The sequence below is a fragment of the Type-D symbiont of Plautia stali genome (assembly GCF_001485335.1).
Lineage (GTDB): Bacteria > Pseudomonadota > Gammaproteobacteria > Enterobacterales > Enterobacteriaceae > Pantoea > Pantoea vagans_C.
In genome coordinates this window covers 1-20,356 of sequence record NZ_BBOC01000050.1, presented here as the reverse complement: position 1 = coordinate 20,356, position 20,356 = coordinate 1, and the positions used below count along the sequence as shown (strand labels likewise).

20 protein-coding genes are annotated in these 20,356 nt (G+C 55.5%); 15 read left to right on the top strand and 5 right to left on the bottom strand.

Annotation, left to right across the window (positions count from 1 at the left end; genetic code table 11):
* Nucleotide 1: 1 nt before the first annotated feature.
* The 8 genes from PSSD_RS16080 to katG all read left to right on the top strand — a co-directional run bounded on the left by PSSD_RS16080 (nt 2) and on the right by katG (nt 7,814).
* The gene (locus PSSD_RS16080; RefSeq protein ID WP_058972918.1) at nt 2–670 is read left to right on the top strand and encodes an amino acid ABC transporter permease; all 669 of its coding nucleotides are present in this window, start codon (nt 2–4) and stop codon (nt 668–670) included.
* The gene (locus PSSD_RS16075; protein WP_058972917.1) at nt 667–1,323 is read left to right on the top strand and encodes an amino acid ABC transporter permease; all 657 of its coding nucleotides are present in this window, start codon (nt 667–669) and stop codon (nt 1,321–1,323) included. The genes PSSD_RS16080 and PSSD_RS16075 overlap by 4 nt, the downstream gene beginning before the upstream one ends.
* Nucleotides 1,304–2,035, top strand: a complete 732-nt coding sequence (locus PSSD_RS16070; protein WP_039333202.1) for an amino acid ABC transporter ATP-binding protein — start codon at nt 1,304–1,306, stop codon at nt 2,033–2,035. The genes PSSD_RS16075 and PSSD_RS16070 overlap by 20 nt, the downstream gene beginning before the upstream one ends.
* A 21-nt stretch (nt 2,036–2,056) precedes the next feature.
* Nucleotides 2,057–3,292, top strand: a complete 1,236-nt coding sequence (locus PSSD_RS16065) for a pyridoxal-phosphate-dependent aminotransferase family protein (protein ID WP_058972916.1) — start codon at nt 2,057–2,059, stop codon at nt 3,290–3,292.
* A complete protein-coding gene (hpxK, locus tag PSSD_RS16060; protein ID WP_058972915.1) occupies nt 3,289–4,548 on the top strand; it encodes an allantoate amidohydrolase in 1,260 nt (419 codons plus the stop codon). Before PSSD_RS16065 ends, hpxK begins: the two co-directional genes overlap by 4 nt.
* Nucleotides 4,549–4,560: 12 nt before the next feature.
* Nucleotides 4,561–5,055 (top strand): 2-oxo-4-hydroxy-4-carboxy-5-ureidoimidazoline decarboxylase, encoded by a 495-nt coding sequence (gene uraD / locus PSSD_RS16055; protein WP_058972914.1) that lies wholly within the window; start codon nt 4,561–4,563, stop codon nt 5,053–5,055.
* Nucleotides 5,052–5,387: a hydroxyisourate hydrolase gene (gene uraH, locus PSSD_RS16050; protein WP_058972913.1), complete on the top strand. Its 336-nt coding sequence runs from the start codon at nt 5,052–5,054 to the stop codon at nt 5,385–5,387. Before uraD ends, uraH begins: the two co-directional genes overlap by 4 nt.
* A gap of 228 nt (nt 5,388–5,615) precedes the next feature.
* Entirely contained in the window at nt 5,616–7,814 is a 2,199-nt protein-coding gene (gene katG / locus PSSD_RS16045) for a catalase/peroxidase HPI (RefSeq protein WP_058972912.1), read from the top strand.
* A gap of 44 nt (nt 7,815–7,858) precedes the next feature.
* Here the strand turns inward: katG and PSSD_RS16040 are convergent, their stop codons facing one another.
* Both PSSD_RS16040 and PSSD_RS16035 read right to left on the bottom strand, forming a co-directional pair.
* The gene (locus PSSD_RS16040) at nt 7,859–8,629 is read right to left on the bottom strand and encodes an amidohydrolase (protein WP_058972911.1); all 771 of its coding nucleotides are present in this window, start codon (nt 8,627–8,629) and stop codon (nt 7,859–7,861) included.
* On the bottom strand, nt 8,617–9,777 hold the full coding sequence (locus PSSD_RS16035; RefSeq protein ID WP_058972910.1) for a pyridoxal phosphate-dependent aminotransferase: 1,161 nt from the start codon (nt 9,775–9,777) through the stop codon (nt 8,617–8,619). The genes PSSD_RS16040 and PSSD_RS16035 overlap by 13 nt, the downstream gene beginning before the upstream one ends.
* 132 nt (nt 9,778–9,909) lie before the next feature.
* On the opposite strand from PSSD_RS16035, the gene PSSD_RS16030 reads away from it, so the two are divergent.
* From PSSD_RS16030 to PSSD_RS16020, 3 genes are read left to right on the top strand one after another with little or no spacing between them, the layout of a single operon-like run.
* Nucleotides 9,910–10,524, top strand: a complete 615-nt coding sequence (locus tag PSSD_RS16030) for a methylthioribulose 1-phosphate dehydratase (protein WP_058972909.1) — start codon at nt 9,910–9,912, stop codon at nt 10,522–10,524.
* Nucleotides 10,521–11,204, top strand: a complete 684-nt coding sequence (mtnC, locus tag PSSD_RS16025) for an acireductone synthase (RefSeq protein ID WP_039333180.1) — start codon at nt 10,521–10,523, stop codon at nt 11,202–11,204. The genes PSSD_RS16030 and mtnC overlap by 4 nt, the downstream gene beginning before the upstream one ends.
* A gap of 1 nt (nt 11,205) precedes the next feature.
* On the top strand, nt 11,206–11,748 hold the full coding sequence (locus PSSD_RS16020; RefSeq protein WP_058972908.1) for a 1,2-dihydroxy-3-keto-5-methylthiopentene dioxygenase: 543 nt from the start codon (nt 11,206–11,208) through the stop codon (nt 11,746–11,748).
* 80 nt (nt 11,749–11,828) lie between these two features.
* Here the strand turns inward: PSSD_RS16020 and mtnA are convergent, their stop codons facing one another.
* Nucleotides 11,829–12,848, bottom strand: coding sequence for an S-methyl-5-thioribose-1-phosphate isomerase (mtnA, locus tag PSSD_RS16015; protein WP_058972907.1), 1,020 nt, complete (start codon nt 12,846–12,848; stop codon nt 11,829–11,831).
* 105 nt (nt 12,849–12,953) lie between these two features.
* On the opposite strand from mtnA, the gene mtnK reads away from it, so the two are divergent.
* Nucleotides 12,954–14,153, top strand: coding sequence for an S-methyl-5-thioribose kinase (mtnK, locus tag PSSD_RS16010; protein ID WP_058972906.1), 1,200 nt, complete (start codon nt 12,954–12,956; stop codon nt 14,151–14,153).
* Between the two features lie 32 nt (nt 14,154–14,185).
* On the opposite strand, the gene fadE is transcribed toward mtnK, so the two are convergent.
* A complete protein-coding gene (fadE, locus tag PSSD_RS16005; protein ID WP_058972905.1) occupies nt 14,186–16,630 on the bottom strand; it encodes an acyl-CoA dehydrogenase FadE in 2,445 nt (814 codons plus the stop codon).
* A 243-nt stretch (nt 16,631–16,873) separates the two neighbouring features.
* Here fadE and lpcA point away from each other — a divergent pair, with 243 nt between their 5' ends.
* Nucleotides 16,874–17,452 (top strand): D-sedoheptulose 7-phosphate isomerase, encoded by a 579-nt coding sequence (gene lpcA / locus PSSD_RS16000; protein ID WP_039333170.1) that lies wholly within the window; start codon nt 16,874–16,876, stop codon nt 17,450–17,452.
* Between the two features lie 50 nt (nt 17,453–17,502).
* Entirely contained in the window at nt 17,503–18,270 is a 768-nt protein-coding gene (locus PSSD_RS15995; RefSeq protein WP_039333168.1) for a class II glutamine amidotransferase, read from the top strand.
* On the opposite strand, the gene dpaA is transcribed toward PSSD_RS15995, so the two are convergent.
* A complete protein-coding gene (gene dpaA, locus PSSD_RS15990) occupies nt 18,241–18,984 on the bottom strand; it encodes a peptidoglycan meso-diaminopimelic acid protein amidase (protein WP_039333166.1) in 744 nt (247 codons plus the stop codon). The genes PSSD_RS15995 and dpaA overlap by 30 nt on opposite strands.
* Before the next feature lie 243 nt (nt 18,985–19,227).
* Between dpaA and dinB the strand changes: the two genes are divergently transcribed.
* On the top strand, nt 19,228–20,283 hold the full coding sequence (gene dinB / locus PSSD_RS15985) for a DNA polymerase IV (protein ID WP_039333164.1): 1,056 nt from the start codon (nt 19,228–19,230) through the stop codon (nt 20,281–20,283).
* Nucleotides 20,284–20,356: the final 73 nt, after the last annotated feature.

The window sequence follows — 20,356 nt, the reverse complement described above, 5'->3', positions numbered from 1 at the left end:
GATGATTGGGCAACTCAATTTTGCAGATCTCTGGCCGCACTGGCCAGAGTTGCTGGCCGGGCTGTGGGTCACGATTCAGATAACAGTATTAGCCACGGTAGGCGGCGTTAGCCTGGGTATTCTCGGTGCTGCGCTGCGCAGTGGCAAACCGAGTTGGGCAAGCCGTATCTGGGGCGTCTATGTCGAGCTGATTCGTAACACGCCATTCGTGGTGCAGCTGTTCTTTATCGTCTTTGGTTTGCCCAATCTTGGTCTGAAACTGACGGCGGGCGAAGCTGCTTTGCTGGCGATGTTGATTAACCTCGGCGCCTACAGCACCGAAATTATTCGTGCCGGAATTCAGGTGACGCCGCGCGGGCAGTGGGAAGCGGGCCGGGTATTGGGTTTAAGTCGTACCCAGACCTTTATTCGCGTGGTGTTGCCGCCCTCGCTGCAGCGCATTTATCCAGCGTTGGTGAGCCAGTGCATCATTGTGATGCTCGGCTCTTCGGTGGTGTCTCAGGTGTCTTATGAAGAGTTGACCTTCGCCGCCAACCTGATTCAGTCGCGTACCTTTTTGAGTTTTGAAGTCTATCTGGTGACCACGTTGATCTATCTGGCGTTGTCGATTGCCATGCGACAGCTGCTGCTGGCGCTGGGACGTAAATGGTTTGGAGCGCAGCCTGCATGACAACGTTTACCGACTGGGACATCCTGCGCAACCTGCTGCTGGCGGCGCGCTGGACGATTTTACTGTCGCTGGTGGCCTTCTTTGGCGGCACGCTGGTGACCTTACCGCTGCTGTTTTTACGCCTGTTGAAGCGCCCCTGGCTGACGCGCGTGATTCGCTGCTACACCGAGCTGTTTCAGGGCACCCCGCTGTTAATGCAGCTGTTTCTTGCCTTCTTTGGCGTGGGCTTGTTCGGCATTGACGTGGCACCCTGGACCGCAGCCTCACTGGCGCTAACCCTCTACACCAGCGCATTTTTGGTGGATATCTGGCACGGCAGTATTCGTGCCTTGCCGAAAGGCCAGTGGGAAGCTTCACGCTGCCTCGGCCTGAATTTTGGACAGACGTTGTACCGCGTTGTGGCGCCGCAAGCGATTCGTATCGCCATCGCGCCCACAGTGGGGTTTGCGGTGCAGGTGATTAAAGGCACCGCCCTGGCATCGATTATCGGCTTCGTTGAGCTGACTAAAGCCGGCACCATTTTGAACAATGTGACGTATCAGCCCTTCAAGGTGTTTGGCCTGGTGGCGCTGGGTTACTTCCTGATGTGTTATCCGCTGTCGCGTTACAGCCAGTACCTGGAGAAAAAATTCAATGCCGCTCATCACCATTAATCAGGTACAGAAGTACTACGGCGACAACCATGTGTTGAAAGGGGTCGATCTCGACGTCGATCACGGTGAAGTGATCTCGATCATCGGCCGCAGCGGGTCAGGCAAAAGCACCTTGCTCCGCTGCATGAACGGGCTGGAAGGCTATCAGGAAGGCAGCATCAAACTCGGCGGGATGACCATCACTGACCGTGAATCACAAGCGCGCGAAATTAGCCGCTCGGTAGGGATGGTGTTCCAGAACTTTAACCTGTTCCCGCACATGACCGCACTGGAAAACGTGATGCTGGCCCCGCGTCGCGTGTTGAAAAAGAGTGAGGCCGAATGCCGTGAACTGGCGGCACAGATGCTGGAAAAAGTCGGCCTCGGCGAGCGTCTGAATTATTACCCGGCCAATTTATCTGGCGGCCAACAGCAGCGCGTGGCGATCGCCCGTGCGCTGGCGATGCAGCCGAAAGTTTTATTGTGTGACGAAATCACCTCGGCGCTCGATCCCGAGCTGGTGGGGGAAGTGCTGAAAGTGCTGGAACAGCTTGCTGCCGAAGGCATGACGCTGATCCTCGTTACCCACGAAATGAACTTCGCCCGTGATGTGGGCGATCGCGTGGTCTTTATGCATCAGGGGCGCGTTTGGGAACAGGGCGACAGCAAAACGCTGTTCGCTAACCCGCAAACCGCTGAGCTGAAGCAGTTTATTTCGACCGTGCGCCTCTAAGTTTTCAATAAGGAATACACCATGGATATCAGTCAGTTTTCGCAAATCAATCCGCCGCAGCGCCTGTTGATGGGGCCTGGCCCGATTAATGCCGATCCGCGCGTGCTGCGCGCCATGTCGAGCCAGTTGCTGGGGCAGTACGATCCGGCGATGACGCACTACATGAATGAAGTGATGGCGCTCTACCGTGGCGTATTCCGTACCGAAAACCGCTGGACCATGCTGATTAATGGCACGTCACGCGCAGGCATTGAAGCGATTTTGCTCTCCGCCATCCGACCGGGTGACAAAGTGCTGGTGCCGGTATTTGGCCGCTTTGGTCATCTGCTGTGTGAGATTGCCCGCCGTTGCCGTGCTGAAGTGCATACCATTGAGGTGCCGTGGGGTGAAGTCTTCACGCCGGATCAGATCGAAGATGCGATCAAAAAGGTACAGCCGCGTCTGCTGTTGACAGTGCAAGGCGATACCTCCACCACCATGCTGCAACCGCTGGAGCAGCTGGGGGCGATCTGCCAGAAATATGGTGTGCTGTTCTATACCGATGCTACCGCGTCACTGGGCGGCAACGCACTGGAGACCGATGCGTGGGGAGTGGATGCGGTTTCCGCAGGTATGCAGAAATGCCTGGGTGGCCCCTCTGGCACCTCGCCGATCACCCTCAGCCCGCAAATGGAAGCGGTGATCCGCAAACGTAAGTGTGTCGAAGAAGGCATTCGTACGGCGGATCATCAGGATGGCGACGACGAGATGATCTACTCCAACTATTTCGATCTCGGCATGATCATGGATTACTGGGGACCAGAACGTCTCAACCACCACACTGAAGCCACCACTGCCCTGTTCGGTGCACGTGAATGCGCACGTCTGATGATGCAGGAAGGTCTGGATAACGGTATCGCGCGTCATAAACTGCACGGTGAGGCGTTGCTGAAAGGCATTCAGGGCATGGGTCTTGAGACTTTTGGCGATCTGAAACACAAGATGAATAATGTGCTCGGCGTGGTGATCCCGCAGGGTGTGAATGGCGATCAGGTGCGCAAGCTGGTGCTGGAAGATTTCGGCATTGAGATCGGTACCTCATTTGGTCCTCTGCACGGCAAAGTGTGGCGTATCGGCACCATGGGTTACAACGCGCGTAAAGATTGCGTGATGCAAACGCTGAGCGCGCTGGAAGCCGTGCTCAATCACGTTGGTTTCCGTTCCACTCAGGGCGCAGCATTGCAGGCCGCGTGGGATCATTATGGGAGCCACGCATGAGCAACAGCCTGATGACCGCCAGCGAGGCGCAAGCCGCCGCCGCTCGTGTCATGACGCGCTGCGATGCACTGGCTGAGATCAGCGAAAGTGAAGAGGGCCTGACGCGCGTCTATTTGTCCCCTGAGCAGGTTCGCGCCAACGCCCGTGTTGCAGAGTGGATGCAGGCGGCTGGCATGACCACCTGGCAGGATGCGGTCGGCAACATCTGCGGCCGATATGAAGCGGCAGAACCGGGGGCGAAAGCGCTATTGCTGGGCTCCCATCTCGACACCGTACGCAACGCGGGGCGTTATGACGGCATGCTGGGCGTGCTGAGTGCCATCGAAACGGTACAGTGGTTACACGACCATCAACAGCGGCTGCCGCTGGCGATTGAGATCGTCGGCTTCGGCGATGAAGAGGGCACGCGTTTTGGTATCACGCTGCTGGGCAGTCGCGGTATTACCGGCACCTGGCCAGAAAGCTGGGTGACGCACCCAGATGGAAACGGCATTACGGTTGCAGAAGCGATGCAGGATGTTGGGCTGGATGCGACAAAGATTATGCAGGCGGCACGTGACGTGAACGATATTGCTGCTTACCTTGAACTGCATATCGAACAAGGGCCTTGTCTTGAGCAGGAAGATCTGGCGCTGGGAGTCGTCACCGCCATCAACGGTGCACGCCGCCTGAACTGCAGTTTTATCGGTGAGGCAGGTCATGCAGGCACCGTGCCGATGGCACATCGTAAAGATGCGCTGGCCGCTGCGGCGGAATGGATGGTGTTTGTTGAGCAGACCACACGTGAGCAAGATCCACAGCTGGTCGCCACCGTCGGCACCTTAAACTGTTTACCGGGCGCCGTGAACGTTATCCCTGGCGAGGTTCAGCTGTCGCTGGATGTCCGTGGTCCAGTGGATGAGCCGCTGGAGCGTTTGCAGTCGATGCTGTTAACCCAGGCACAAGCGATTGCCTTGCGCCGTGGCCTGACGTTTACCTCGAACGAGTTTTATCGCATTGCTGCCACCACCTGTGATGCGCGCTTACAGCAGGCCTTGAGCCACGCCGTCGAAACCGTACAGGGCCGCAGTGTGTCGTTGCCGAGCGGTGCCGGTCACGATGCGATAGCGATTGCAGAACGCTGGCCGGTTGGGATGTTATTTGTGCGTAATCATCGCGGCATCAGCCATCATCCGGCGGAGTCCGTACAAACGGTTGACGTGGCCTATGGTGTGCAGGCGTATCTGCAAGCGGTGTGCGATCTGGCGCGTAGTTGAGGGAGTGATGGCATGGATCTGGCAAGTTTTAATCAGGCCGCTGACGCCGATGCGCAGGTTGCGATAGCACACTGCGTGGCGATTCCCAGCTGGCAACGGGCGGTGGTTGCTGCACGTCCTTTTGACGATCTGGCCGCGCTGCACAGCGCAGCCGATCGCCTGGCGCAGAATTGGCAACGTGCAGAACTGGAGCAAGCGTTAAGTGCTCATCCTCGCATTGGTGAAAAAGCGCAAGGTGTGGGTAAAGAGGCGTCATTGTCGCGCAATGAGCAGTCAGCGATGCAGAAGGCTGATGGCGCATTACAATTTGCCATGCTGGCGGGCAATCAATCCTATGAGCAGCGCTTTGGTCGGGTGTTTTTGATCCGAGCCAAAGGACGCAGTGGCGAGGAGATGCTGGCGGAGTTGCAGCGCAGGCTCAACAATGATGATGAAACCGAGCAGCAAGAAGCGCTGACGCAGTTGCGGGAAATCACTCTGTTACGCTTAAAGGAGAGCATCGTATGAGCACCATTACTACGCACATTCTGGACACCGCGTTGGGTAAACCCGCGATTGGCGTGGCCATTTCACTGGAGCAGAACAGTCCGGAAGGCTGGCTGCCATTGGCGGAAGGGGAAACCGACAGTGATGGCCGCCTGAAAGACCTTACGCCAGAACCCCTTGCGCCCGGCCATTACCGACTCACTGCCGAAATCGGTGACTACTTTGCCGCGGATGGCCGTGATGCCCTGTATGTCAGCGCGCAAATTGATTTCGTGATAGGTGCAGCGGGTAGCCATTATCATCTGCCGTTCCTGATTTCGCCGTGGTCGTGGTCAACGTATCGCGGCAGTTGATCGGTCTCTGTTTCACCAGCGGTCGCCATAAATGGCGCCCCTACAGGTGCGGGACTGTACGGTGCGCATTTATGCGCACCTCGCCATCAACAAGCCGATGTTATGTGTGGCACTTCACACTCTTCTTTTGAAAGACTAAAACTATCAAAATCTTCGGTTATTCCAAGTTTAAGCTATCATTATGTGCGGTTATCTTAATTGCACAACGAGAAGCTAACGGAGCCGAAAATGAGCATGTCAAATGATAACGATAATGTAGCAGCCTCAGGTAAATGTCCCTTCCATCATGGGGGCGCGGAAAATCCTAATCCACCTGCACGTGGTGCCGGCGATGGCACGACTAACCGTGACTGGTGGCCCAATCAACTGCGTGTCGATCTGCTAAGCCAGCATTCCAACCGTTCCAACCCCCTCAGTGACACGTTCAACTACCGTGACGAATTCAGCAAGCTGGACTATTCAGCGCTGAAAGCCGATATTCGTGCCATCCTCACCGACTCCCAATCCTGGTGGCCAGCCGACTGGGGCAGCTATATTGGGCTGTTCATTCGCATGGCGTGGCACAGTGCCGGTACCTACCGTACCGTAGATGGTCGCGGCGGTTCGGGCCGTGGTCAGCAGCGCTTTGCACCGCTCAACTCTTGGCCGGATAACGTGAGCCTTGATAAAGCGCGTCGCCTGCTGTGGCCGGTGAAGCAAAAATATGGCCAGAAAATCTCCTGGGCCGACCTCTACATCCTGGCGGGTAACGTCTCGCTGGAAAACGCGGGCTTCCGTACCTTTGGTTTCGGCGCAGGCCGTGAAGATGTGTGGGAACCGGATCTGGATGTGGATTGGGGTAACGAGAAAGAGTGGCTGGCGCATCGCCATCCAGAGAGCCTGGCGAACGCACCGGTCGGTGCTACTGAAATGGGCCTGATCTACGTTAACCCGGAAGGACCAGAAGCCAGCGGCGATCCAAAGTCAGCGGCACCGGCGATTCGCGCCACCTTCGGCAATATGGGCATGAACGATGAAGAGATCGTCGCGCTGATTGCCGGTGGTCATACTCTGGGTAAAACGCACGGTGCGGCGGCTGCCAGCCACGTCGGTGCCGATCCTGAAGCATCACCGCTGGAAGCACAGGGCTTAGGCTGGAACAGCAGTTACGGCAGCGGTGCCGGTGCGGATGCCATCACTTCTGGTCTTGAAGTGGTCTGGACCCAGACGCCAACCCAGTGGAGCAACTACTTCTTCGAGAACCTGTTCAAATACGAATGGGTACAGACCCACAGCCCAGCGGGTGCGATCCAGTTTGAAGCGGTGAATGCCGAAGCGATTATCCCCGATCCATTCGACCCGGAGAAAAAGCGTAAACCGACCATGTTGGTGACTGACCTGACGCTGCGCTTTGATCCTGAATTTGAGAAAATCTCACGTCGCTTCCTCAACGATCCGCAATCGTTCAATGAAGCCTTTGCCCGCGCCTGGTTCAAACTGACCCACCGTGATATGGGGCCAAAAGCGCGTTACATCGGTCCAGAAGTGCCGAAGGAAGATCTGCTGTGGCAGGACCCGTTACCGGCGGCCACGCATCAGCCGACAGCGGACGATATCACCGATCTGAAAGCAAAAATTGCCGCATCCGGCTTAAGCGCCAGCCAGTTAGTGTCTGTGGCCTGGGCTTCAGCCTCAACCTTCCGTGGCGGTGATAAGCGCGGTGGTGCTAACGGTGCACGTCTGGCACTGGCACCACAAAACAGCTGGGCGGTCAATGCCAGCGTGATCAACGATGTGCTGCCAACGCTGCAAAAAATTCAGCAAGCGTCTGGCAAAGCCTCCCTGGCAGATGTGATTGTGCTGGCGGGAAGCGTCGGCATTGAAATGGCGGCTGCCGCCGCTGGCGTGGCGGTGCAGGTACCGTTCACGGCGGGGCGTGTGGATGCGCGTCAGGATCAAACCGATGTCGAGTCGTTTGATGTGTTGCAGCCAATGGCCGATGGTTTCCGCAACTATCGTCGTATTGCTGGTGGTTCTTCTACCGAAACCCTGCTGCTGGATAAAGCCCAACAACTGACGCTGAGCGCACCGGAATTAACGGTATTGATCGGTGGCTTACGCGTGCTGGGCAGCAACTTTGATGGCAGCCAGCATGGCGTGTTCACCGATCGTGTTGGCGTATTGAGCAATGACTTCTTCGTTAATTTGCTGGATATGCGCACCGCGTGGCGCGCCACGGATGAAAGCAGCGAGCTGTTTGAAGGCCGCGATCGTGCCAGTGGTGAAGTGAAGTACAGCGCTACACGTGCAGACCTGGTATTCGGTTCCAACGCCATCCTGCGTGCGCTGGCCGAAGTGTACGCCAGCAGCGATGCCAAACAGAAGTTTGTGAATGACTTCGTCGCCGCCTGGACCAAGGTGATGAACCTGGACCGCTTCGATTTGTAATGCTGTTCAGATAAATAAAAACCCCGGCTTGCCGGGGTTTTTTATTACTTCAACGTATACGCATCAGCATCGCGCCACGCGGGGAAGCGTTCGCGGTACGCTCGAAGATCGTCCAGCGACAGCTCTGCATCCAGGCGGGTGCGGGCGAAAGGCTCGCCTGCGGCCAGAATCTCACCCAATGGCGAAATAATCCGGCTATCGCCACTGTATTGATGGCTGTTGCCGTCGCTACCAACGCGGTTACAACCAGCCACGTAAGCCTGATTTTCAATGGCACGGGCTAACAGCAGAGACTGCCAGTGCAGGGCACGCGGTGCAGGCCAGTTGGCAACGTAAAGCGCCAGATCGTAATCGTTGTGATTACGGGAGAACACCGGGAAACGCAGGTCGTAGCAAATCTGCGGCAGAATACGCCAGCCGCGCCAGGTAAACACTTCACGCGTCTCACCCGGTACATAGTGCTGATGCTCATTCGCCATGCGGAACAGATGGCGCTTATCGTACTGATGTAGCGTGCCATTCGGTTCCACCAACAGGAAACGGTTAACCGCCCCTTTTTCCGTTTGAATGGCTGCACTGCCGCCGACAAGCGCATTGCTGGCTTTGGCATGATGGTGCAACCACTCGACTACTTGCTCTTGCGGCAGCGAACTTTCCGCGGCTTCCATAGCAAAGCCGGTGGTAAACATTTCCGGCAGCAGAATCAGATCGCGGCCTTCAATGCCTTTCAGCACGCCGTCAAAATGGCGCAAATTAGCCGCGCCATCCATCCAGCTCAGGGTTTCCTGCAGAACGGTAATTTTTAAATCTGACATAAACGCTCCGCAGCGGCGATAAGCGTCGCTTCTTGTTTGGCAAAGCACAGGCGGATCAGCTTGTGCGGGAAAGCATCGGCGCAGAATACCGACAGCGGAATGGCGGCCACGCCGACTTCTTTGGTCAGCCACTGGCAGAAACTGACGTCATCCAGATCGGAAATCGCGCTGTAGTCCAGCAATACAAAGTAGGTGCCTTCGCACGGCAGCACTTTGAAGCGGCTGGAGGACAAGGCATCCACCAGACAATCGCGGCGTGCACGATAAAACGTCGGTAAATCGCGATAGTGTTCCGGCTCCTGACGCAGCATGTCGGCAATTGCTAACTGTGCCGGGGTGTTGACCGAAAACGTCAGATACTGATGCACTTTACGGATTTCCGCGCTGATAGCCGCAGGCGCGATACAGTAGCCCACTTTCCAGCCGGTCATGTGGAAGGTTTTGCCGAAAGAGGAGACGGCAATGGCGCGCTGACGCAGTTCAGCATGGGCTAATACGCTGGCATGGCCCTCTTCATCGAAGCAGATATGTTCGTAAACTTCATCGCTCAGCACATAGATTTCCTGCTCGGCGATGGCCTGCCACAGCTCGGCATAATCACTCTTACGCCACACCGTGGCAGAAGGATTGTGTGGCGTGTTCAGGATCACCAAGCGGGTTTTAGCGCTTAACAGGCTGCGGAAGGCAGGCCAGTCAACGCGAAACCCTGGCGGCTGCAATGCAATACGTTTTAATACGCCGCCAGCCAATTGCACCGCAGGCGCGTAGCTGTCATAGCTGGGATCAAAACAGATCACTTCATCGCCCGGACGCACCAACGCCGTGATCGCGGCATACAGCGCTTCCGTTGCACCGGCGGTCACGGTGATATCACTGTTCACATCGGGTTTATGGCCGTAAAGCTCAACGGTTTTATCGGCAATCGCTTCGCGCAGTGGTAACGCACCGGTCATCGGTGCATATTGGTTTGCGCCCTGGCTGACATGATAGGCCAGACGCTCCTGCAAATAGTGTGGGCCATCAAAATCCGGGAAACCTTGTGACAGATTGATGGCATTGTGCTGCGCGGCAAGGGCGCTCATTTGAGTAAAAATCGTGGTGCCGAGCGCCGGTAATTTGCTCTCGGGGATCAGGTTGAGCTGCGTCATTATTTAGTGGCCTTAAGCGCGAATGTCGATGCGGAGAAACCCTGTGTTGCTGCCACTATAAACAGGATGGTAATATTTGGCAATCGAGACGCTTAGACGTCTAAATCTAACCTGCGGAGCCTGTACATCGCTATGACGGATTTTCTCCCACTGGAACATTTAGTGGCCGCCTGCCACTGGATTGGTGCCAAAGGCTGGGCGCCTGCCACCGGCGGTAATATGTCGGTACGCCAGGATGCGAAATACTGCTTATTGAGCGCATCAGGCAAAGACAAAGGTAACCTGACGCGTGAAGACTTTATTCAGGTAGAAATTGCCAGCAATCTTGTGCCTTCGGGACGTAAACCTTCAGCAGAGACCGGGCTGCACACCTTAATCTATCGTCTGTTCCCGCAAGCGGGGGCCGTGCTGCATACGCACACCGTTAATTCCACCGTGCTGTCACGCGTTGAGAAGGGCAGTGCGCTGTTGCTGAGTGGCTACGAGATGCAGAAAACCCTCGCCGGTCAAGACACACACCTCAACACCGTCTCGATTCCCCTGTTTGATAACGACCAGGATATTGATGCGTTGGCACAGCGTATTGAAGCCTTTGCCGCGGATACGCCGCTGCAATACGGATTTCTACTGCGTGGCCATGGTTTGACCTGCTGGGGTAAAGACGTCAATGAAGCGCGTCGTCATCTGGAAGGTCTGGAATTTCTGTTTGAATGTGAACTACAACGTCGCCTGCTGGAGGCCAAATGATTCGCGCGATTGTTACGGATATTGAAGGCACCACCAGCGATATTCAGTTTGTGCACAACGTTCTGTTCCCCTATGCGCGCCAGCATCTGGCAACATTTGTCCGCGAGAATCAGGCGGATGAACAGGTGATTGCGGCACTGAATGCGGTACGCACCGAGTCCGACGCGCCACAGGCGACGCTGGAAGAGGTGATCACTACGCTTCTGGGTTACATCGATCAGGACCGCAAATCCCCCGGCCTGAAAGCGCTACAGGGCATGATCTGGCGCGCAGGCTATGTTGAAGGTCAGTTCACCGGTCATCTCTATCCGGATGTGCTGCCCGCATTTGAGCGCTGGCAGCAGCAGGGGATTGCTTTGTACGTTTATTCCTCGGGATCGGTCCCCGCGCAGAAACTGTTATTTGGCTACAGCGACGAAGGTGATTTAACCTCGTTGTTTAGCGGCTATTTTGATACGGCTGTCGGTGCCAAACGTGAAGTGCAATCGTATCGCAATATTGCCGAACAGATTGGCCTTGCCCCCTCTTCCTTGTTGTTCCTGTCGGATATTCATCAGGAACTCGATGCGGCAGCAGAGGCGGGTTGGCACACATTGCAGTTAATTCGTGGCGAGGCGGATAACGCCAGCCGTCATCATCAGGTGAATGATTTTTCCCAGATTAAACCGGAGTCGATTTAACATGAGTGCACTGACCATTTTTAGCGATACCGAAGCCAGCCAGCCGGTGTGGCACAGCACCGATGCTGAAGCCATTCGCGAGCGACTGAATGCCAAAAACGTTAGATTTGAACGCTGGGAAGCGGATCGCGATCTGGGTAACGATCCTGACGCGGAAACGGTGATCAAAGCGTATCAACATGCGATTGATCGTCTGGTGGCTGAGAAGGGCTATCAGAGCTGGGATGTGCTGAGCATGCGTGCGGACAATCCCAACAAACAGGTACTCCGCGAGAAGTTCCTCAATGAACACACCCACAGCGAAGATGAAGTGCGTTTCTTCGTTGAAGGATCTGGCCTGTTCTGCCTGCACATTGGCAATGAGGTGTATCAGATTCTGTGTGAGAAGAATGACCTGATCTCGGTGCCAGAGGGAACCGCGCACTGGTTTGATATGGGTTCAGAGCCGCACTTCACGGCAATCCGTATTTTTGATAACCAGGAAGGTTGGATCGCCAACTTCACCGGCGACAAGATTGCTGACTCCTATCCGCGCCTGGCGTAATTATCGGTGCGCATGAATGCGCACCCTACAGGCCATTGTAAGGTCGCCATTTATGGCGACCTTGTCCTCAACGGCAAAGATTACGGCTGAAAAATCCCTTCCTTCACCTGCGCAGGCGTCACCACGCCAGTATCCAACACCCAACCGCTGATCAACGCCGCAGGCGTGACATCAAATGCCGGGTTATACACGGCGGCATTCTCTGGTGCCCACTGTACACGACCAAAACTGCCGGACACGCCGGTGACTTCACTGGCGGCGCGCTGTTCAATTGGAATCGCTTCGCCGTTCGGGCAAAGGCGATCCAGCGTGGTGTGCGGTGCTGCAACATAGAAGGGAATACCGTGATAGTGCGCCAGCACGGCCAGGCTGTAGGTGCCGATCTTGTTGGCCACATCGCCGTTAGCCGCGATGCGATCGGCACCGACCCAAATCGCATCAACCACGCCGCGCGCCATCAGACTGGCCGCCATTGAATCGGTGATCAGTTGGTAAGGGATATTCAGTTCGCCCAGTTCCCATGCGGTTAAGCGGCCTCCTTGCAACAGAGGGCGGGTTTCATCCACCCAGACATTGCTCACCAAACCTTGCTGATGCGCATGGGCGATCACCCCCAACGCGGTACCGACGCCAGCCGTGGCAAGGCCGCCCGTGTTGCAGTGCGTCAGCAGTTGGCTGCCAGGCTTAACCAAAGCCGATCCGGCACGAGCAATGTTGTCACACAGTTGCTTATCTTCCGCCACCAGACGCAGCGCCTCGGTACTCAGCGCCGTAACGTGATCGCTCTCCGTCAGCGCATTTTTCATGCGATCCAGATTGTTCATCAGGTTCACCGCCGTTGGACGTGCTGCCCTGAGCACTTCCAGCGCTTCAGCTAACTCAGCGCGCGCCACGCCTTGTTCACCCAGCAGCGCCAGCAGCAGGCTGGCAGACAGGCCGATTAACGGTGCACCGCGTACACGCAGCGCATGGATATGGTCGACCAACTGGGCAACGGTGTGCGCAGGCAGCCAGTTCTGTTGTTGTGGCAGCGCCTGTTGATCGAGGATCCACAGTTGGTTATCGCGGACCTCAAGGCTGGTGGTACGAAGTGTTTGCATGGTGTGAAATCCCTGTTGCGTTAATAGCGGCTATTGTGCCAACATGCGTGACGGATGTATAGACGTCCAAACGGCTTATTACTATCGAATGTCGAGGAACAGGCAATGTCGCAATACCGTACCTTCACCGCTGCTGATGCTGTGGAATATGCTAAAAAATTTGGCGGTGTGGACGATCCGTCAGCGCTGGTCAGCGCAGAAGAGATCGGCGATGGTAATCTCAACCTGGTCTTTAAAATTTTTGATAATCAAGGTCAGAGCCGTGTGGTGGTTAAGCAGGCATTGCCCTACGTACGCTGCGTTGGTGAGTCCTGGCCGCTAACGCTGGATCGCGCGCGTCTGGAGGCGCAGACGCTGGTTGAGCACTATAAACACTGCCCAGCGCACACCGTCAACGTCACCCATTACGATGCCGAACTGGCAGTTATGGTGATGGAAGACCTCTCCAGCCATCGCATCTGGCGCGGCGAACTGGTTAAAGGGGCTTACTATCCTCAAGCCGGTCATCAGCTGGGAGAGTATCTGGCGCAGACGCTGTTCCATACGTCTGATTTCTTCCTGCATCCGCACAAGAAAAAAGCCGAGGTGGCGCGTTTCATTAACCCGGAAATGTGCGAAATCACCGAAGACCTGTTCTTCAACGATCCCTTCATCGATCACGAACGCAATAAATACCCCGCTGCGCTGGAGTCGCTGGTGGTCAGCCTACGCACTGACGATGCGCTGAAAATTGCCGTTGCCGGTCTGAAGCATCGTTTCTTCGCGGATGCCGAAGCCTTATTACACGGCGATGTGCACAGCGGATCGATCTTTGTGGCAGACGGCAGCCTGAAGGTGATTGACGCTGAGTTTGGCTATTTCGGCCCGATCGGTTTTGATGTTGGCAGCGCCATCGGCAATCTGCTGATTAACTACTGCTGCCTGCCGGGCTTACTGGCACCGCGTGAAGCCGCGGAAGGGCGTGAGCGTCGCTTAAGTGATGTGCATGAAGTGTGGAGCCAATTCTCTCGCCGCTTCCTGGAACTGGCACAGGCGAACACCACTGACGTTGCGCTGGCCTATCCGGGCTATGCTGAAGCCTTCCTGCGCAAAGTGTGGAGTGACACCATTGGCTATTGCGGCACGGAGCTGATTCGCCGCACGGTCGGGATGTCGCACGTGGCCGATTTCAAACAGATTACTGATGACACGATGCGTACGGAATGTATTCGTAGCTGCATTACGCTGGGTCGGACTTTGATTCTGGCAGCAGACCATATTGCGGATGTTGATGCGCTGATCGCGCGGATTCGTCAGGCAGGATAAATTTAGGGCGGCCCGAGGGCCGCCGGTTAGGCTTACGCGGCTTCATTCTCGCGTGTTTTGGCGGGCGTTTGTGGCTTCGGGGCCGCCAGCGCTTCGGGTGCAAAATCATCCACGTTAATCGCTTTCAGACGACTGGCTTCGGCTCGGGTTAACACTTTCGCCTCGCTCTCATCAATCCAACCCTCTTTCAACGCACGCTGCGCCAGTGCATCCAGTCGGGTAAAGGACAGATGTTTTTTCTGCTGCTGGCAGAGACGTTCATGAATCACTTCTGCTGCCATGACATCCTGCAGCGCCTGCTCCAGTTGGCCTGCTGGGTTATGCTCGCTTGGCGTCAAATACATACCGCGTCCCAGACGGGTGCGTGTCGCGGATGGCAGTTGCAGCAGTTTCGCCAGTTTATGGTCCAGTTTGTCTGATGGTGCTGGGCAGTGTTTACCTCCGGCGAAGATCACCATGCGCAGTGCGCCCGCGACCCAACGATTCGGGAAGTTACGCAGCAGATCGTCCATCGCCACTTCCGCCTGATGCAGCGCATCCTGGACGCCCCAATGCACCAGCGGCAGATCCGCTTCGTTGCGGCCTTCGTCGTCATAGCGTTTCAGCGTGGCGGACGCCAGATACATCTGACTCAGCACATCGCCTAAGCGCGCAGAGATACGCTCACGGCGTTTCAGGCTGCCGCCTAACACCGCCATTGAAACATCTGACAGCAGCGCGAGGTTGGCGCTGAGGCGGTTGAGTTGCTGGTAGTAGCGACGCGTCACATCACGGGTTGGCGCAGCGCTGGTGCGACCGCCGGTTAAGCCAAGCCACAGGCTGCGTACTTTGTTACTGCCGACATGGCCGATATGGCTGAAGAGTGCGCGGTCAAAAGCAACCAGATCATTTTTGGCGGCCGCGTTCATCTCTTCCAACACCCAAGGATGGCAGCGAATCGCCCCCTGACCAAAGATGATCATGCTACGGGTCAGGATATTGGCGCCTTCCACTGTGATAGCAATCGGCGCGCCCTGGTAAGCACGAGCCAGGAAGTTGTTCTCACCGAGCATGATGCCTTTACCGCCTGCGATATCCATCGCATCAATAATCGCGCGCTGACCACGATGGGTGCAGTGATACTTCACGATGGCGGACAGCACCGCCGGTTTTTCACCGAGCATAATGCCGCTGGTGATCAAGGTTGCAGCGGCATCCATCACGTAGGCGTTGCCCGCAATGCGCGCCAGTGGCTCTTCGATCCCTTCCATCTTGCCGATGGAAACTTTGAACTGGCGGCGAATGTGCGCATAAGCCCCGGTCGCCAACGCGATACTCTTCAGGCTGCCGGTCGAGTTGGATGGTAAAGTGATGCCACGGCCTACTGATAAGCACTCAACCAGCATGCGCCAGCCCTGACCGGCCATGGCTGGACCACCGATGATGAAATCGATCGGTACGAAAATATCTTTGCCGCGCGTTGGACCATTCTGGAACGGCACGTTGAGCGGGAAGTGGCGTTGACCAATTTCCACGCCGGGAGTTTGAGTCGGAATTAATGCACAGGTAATGCCTAACTCTTCGACATCGCCCAGTAAGTGATCGGGATCGGACAGTTTAAAGGCTAAGCCCAGCACGGTCGCAATCGGTGCCAGAGTGATATAACGCTTGTTCCAGGTCAGGCGCATACCCAGCACCTGCTGACCCTGCCAGTCACCCATGCACACCACACCGGTATCGGGAATGGCACCAGCATCCGAACCCGCTTCCGGGCTGGTTAACGCGAAGCAAGGAATTTCATCACCACGCGCCAAACGCGGCAGATAGTGATCTTTCTGCTCATCAGTGCCGTAATGTTGCAGCAATTCGCCTGGGCCGAGTGAATTTGGTACACCAACGGTAATCGCCAGAATGCCCGATACGCCCGCCAGCTTTTGCAGGACGCGCGCTTGTGCATACGCCGAAAATTCGAGGCCGCCATACTCTTTCTTGATGATCATGGCGAAGAAACGATGCTGTTTCAGATAGGCCCACAGCTCGGGTGGCAAATCAGCCAACTCGTGGGTGATCTGGTAATCGTTGGCCATGCGACAGGCTTCTTCAACCGGCCCATCAATAAAGGCTTGTTCCTCTTCCGTTAAACGCGGTTGAGGATAGTTATGCAGTTTCTGCCAGTCTGGTTTGCCGCGGAACAGGTCGCCTTCCCACCATGTGGTACCGGCATCGATGGCCTCTTTTTCCGTACGAGACATCGGCGGCATCACTTTCTGGAAGCTGTGCAGCGCCGGTTTAGAGAACATGCTGCGGCGCATGGCTGGCAAATTGAAAGGCAGCAGGATAATCGCCAAAGGCAGAAGCAGCCAAGGCGTCCAGAGGCCTGCAGCGGCGAGTCCTGCCGTCCACAGCAGAAGAACCACGCTGCTGATGCGCAGCGACACTTGATGGTAGAAGAGGGCGCTAATCAAAATCAGCGTTGCGACAATCGAGGCAAGCAACATAATGAACTGCTCCGTAAGTTGTAAGAGGTCTGACCTGTTATGCATTAAGGTTTAGAGCAGCGGACGAGATTTAGCAATCTGTTTACATCGCAATTACAACGGAACTCACAAAATCACCGCTTGCCGTCAAGAACACGCGAAACGGTTAGCTCACAAGGTGTTTTTACTCGATGCGGGCGCTTTGCGGCTTTGCCCCATTCCGTTAAACTTGCAGGGTCAATCTTTCCTCTAAAGGACATCCCTATGTATCAGGACATTATTCGCTCGGAACTTAATGAAGCAGCCGATACGCTCAACAAGTTTCTGAGTGATGAAGCGAACATTCACGCAATTCAGCGCGCCGCGGTGCTGCTGGCTGATAGCTTCAAGGCCGGTGGCAAAGTGCTCTCCTGCGGCAACGGTGGCTCACACTGTGATGCGATGCACTTCGCTGAAGAGCTGACCGGGCGCTACCGTGAAAATCGTCCTGGCTACCCGGCAATTGCCATCTCTGATGTCAGCCATCTCTCCTGCGTGAGTAATGATTTCGGCTATGACTACGTCTTTTCACGCTATATCGAAGCTGTGGGCCGTGAAGGCGATGTACTGCTCGGTCTGTCGACCTCCGGTAACTCCGCAAACATCATCAAAGCGGTGGAAGCGGCACGTGCTAAAGGCATGAAAGTGATTACCCTGACCGGTAAAGATGGCGGCAAAATGGCTGGCACGGCGGATATCGAAATTCGTGTACCGCACTTTGGCTATGCCGACCGCATTCAGGAGATTCACATTAAAGTGATTCATATCTTGATGCTGCTGGTCGAAAAAGAGATGGTTAAGTAATGACGTGTCCCTCCCACCCGCGTGGGAGGTTCTGACTTAAGGCGGTTGCTATGTGCGAATTGCTCGGGATGAGCGCCAATGTCCCTACGGACATCTGTTTCAGTTTTACCGGTCTGGTGCAGCGTGGCGGTGGAACCGGGCCGCACAAAGATGGCTGGGGCATTACCTTTTATGAAGGGAAAGGCTGCCGCACCTTCAAAGATCCACAACCCAGCTTTAACTCACCGATTGCCCGCTTAGTGCAGGAATACCCGATCAAATCGCATTCGGTTGTGGCACATATCCGCCAGGCGAACCGTGGTGAAGTGTCGCTGGAAAATACGCATCCCTTTACCCGTGAGCTGTGGGGCCGCAACTGGACTTACGCGCACAATGGGCAGCTAAAAGGCTATCGCCAACTGGAAACCGGCCATTTTCGACCCGTGGGTGAAACGGACAGCGAGAAGGCATTTTGCTGGATCCTGCATAAACTGGCTGAGCGCTATCCGCGTACGCCGGGCAACTGGCCAGCGGTGTTTCGCTATATTGCTGAGCTGGCAGGCGAACTGCGGCAGAAGGGCGTGTTTAACATGCTGCTGTCTGACGGGCGTTACCTGATGGCGTTCTGCTCAACCAACCTGTATTGGATTACGCGCCGTGCGCCGTTTGGCAAAGCCACCTTGCTCGATCAGGATGTAGAGATTGATTTTTTGCAGCAAACCACGCCAAAAGATGTGGTGACAGTAATTGCGACACAGCCGCTGACGGGGAATGAAACCTGGCACCGGATAGTGCCAGGCGAGTGGGCATTATTTTGCCTGGGTGAGCGCCAGGAATGACTTCGAGGCAGCATCCGGTGTTGAAATCACCGGCGTGCTGTTGACCGCATATTGCCCGGTGGTGGTCACATTCACCGTCGGCGGCACATGGTACTTTTCAAAGTACGCATAGCCCGGCTGCAGTTCACGCCAGAAGTTGATGTACGTCGAGTAACGATGACGCTGCATGTTGCTGTCGGTCATATGGAACGGGAAGATATTAATCTGCACGTCCTGCTGACCGTTACGCAGCGCGGCGTTAACGTAAGTGAAGATCTCATCCATCGATGCATTGGTCATGGCGTAGCAGCCAATCGATACGCAATCACCATGGATCATCAAATAGTTACCGTCATAACCTTTATCGCGATCGTATTGATTCGGGAATCCGGTGTTAATTGCGCGGTAAAAACGGCTGTCCGGTTTTAGCTGGTTGAGCTTAACGTTATAAAACCCTTCCGGACTCTTAAAATCGCCCTGACGACGTTTAGGCCCTAAACCGCCAGAGAAATTACAAATGCGATAGCTGTCCAGCAGACGATATTCATTACCGATTTTGCCGTACAGTTCCAGCGTACGCTCTTCCTTGAAAATCTGAATAAAAACGGGGGTGCCAAGTAACTGTTTCTTTAACTCTTTGCTCACCGGAGCCGACGGTTGGGTTGGCTCTGGCGAAATTGCCCAGCTAAGGACTGGCATAAGAATCATCGCAAGCAACAATGCGATTCTGCCCATTCTGTGTATACCTTGAAGTGAAGAGAGACGATGACGCTGAGCGTCTTGGTATTGCATTATCGGAAATATCCGCTACCGCAGCGCAACATTAACATTGTCTGACGTTTAATCAAGTCAGTGTCGGTGAAAATGGTGCATTCCTAAAGGGATTACGACCAGAATTTTGTAAACTTTAATTCGTCGCACAACATTTATTGCCGATATTTTTCGCTGCTGTATACTTATCCAGTATTCGGAGGGCGTATGCGTAAAATCATTCATGTTGATATGGACTGCTTTTTCGCAGCGGTGGAAATGCGCGACGATCCCTCATTACGTGATATTCCCATCGCCATCGGCGGCAGCCGCGTGCAGCGCGGGGTGATCAGCACCGCCAACTATCCAGCGCGTAAATACGGCGTGCGCAGCGCAATGCCAACCGCAACGGCGCTGAAGCTGTGTCCGCATCTCAGGCTCTTGCCTGGGCGTTTTGATGCTTATAAAGAGGCGTCACGCCAGATTCGCGATATCTTCTCGCGCTATACCGCACTGGTTGAACCGCTCTCACTGGATGAAGCCTATCTGGATGTCACCGACAGCGGGCATTGCCAGGGTTCAGCTACGCTCATGGCGCAGGCGATCCGTGCTGATATCCTGCGTGAAACCGGCTTAACCGCCTCGGCGGGTATCGCACCGATTAAATTCCTCGCCAAGATCGCCTCGGATCTGAATAAGCCCAATGGGCAATATGTGATTACGCCGCAGGTCATGCCTGACTTTTTACTGACGCTGCCGCTGAGCAAAATTCCCGGCGTTGGCAAAGTGGCCACCAAAAAGCTGGAAGAGATGGGATTGCACACCTGCGCGGATGTACAGCGCAGCGATCTGGCGCTGCTGCTGAAACGCTTTGGCAAGTTCGGGCGTGTGTTGTGGGAACGCAGCAACGGCATTGATGACCGCGATGTGGTGGTGGAGCGTGAGCGCAAATCACTGGGGGTCGAACGGACGTTGATGGAAGACATTCACAGCTGGGAGCAGTGTCTGGCGATTATCGATTTCCTCTATGAGGAGTTGGATCGTCGGCTAACCAACATTCGTCCCGATAAGCAGATCGCGCGACAGGGTGTGAAGCTTAAGTTCAATGATTTCCAGCAGACCACGCAAGAGCACGTCTGGCAGGTGTTAAACAAGGATGACATGATCGCCGTCGCTCGCCAGGCGTGGGATGAGCGGCGCGCAGGGCGTGGTGTACGGCTGGTGGGATTGCATGTGACGCTGGTGGATCCCCAGCTGGAACGGCAGTTAGTGCTGGGGTGGTAATCGTGCTGATGTTTTCCCTCACCCTAACCCTCTCCCAAAATGGGAGAGGGTACCGATCAAGCGATGGTGAGGA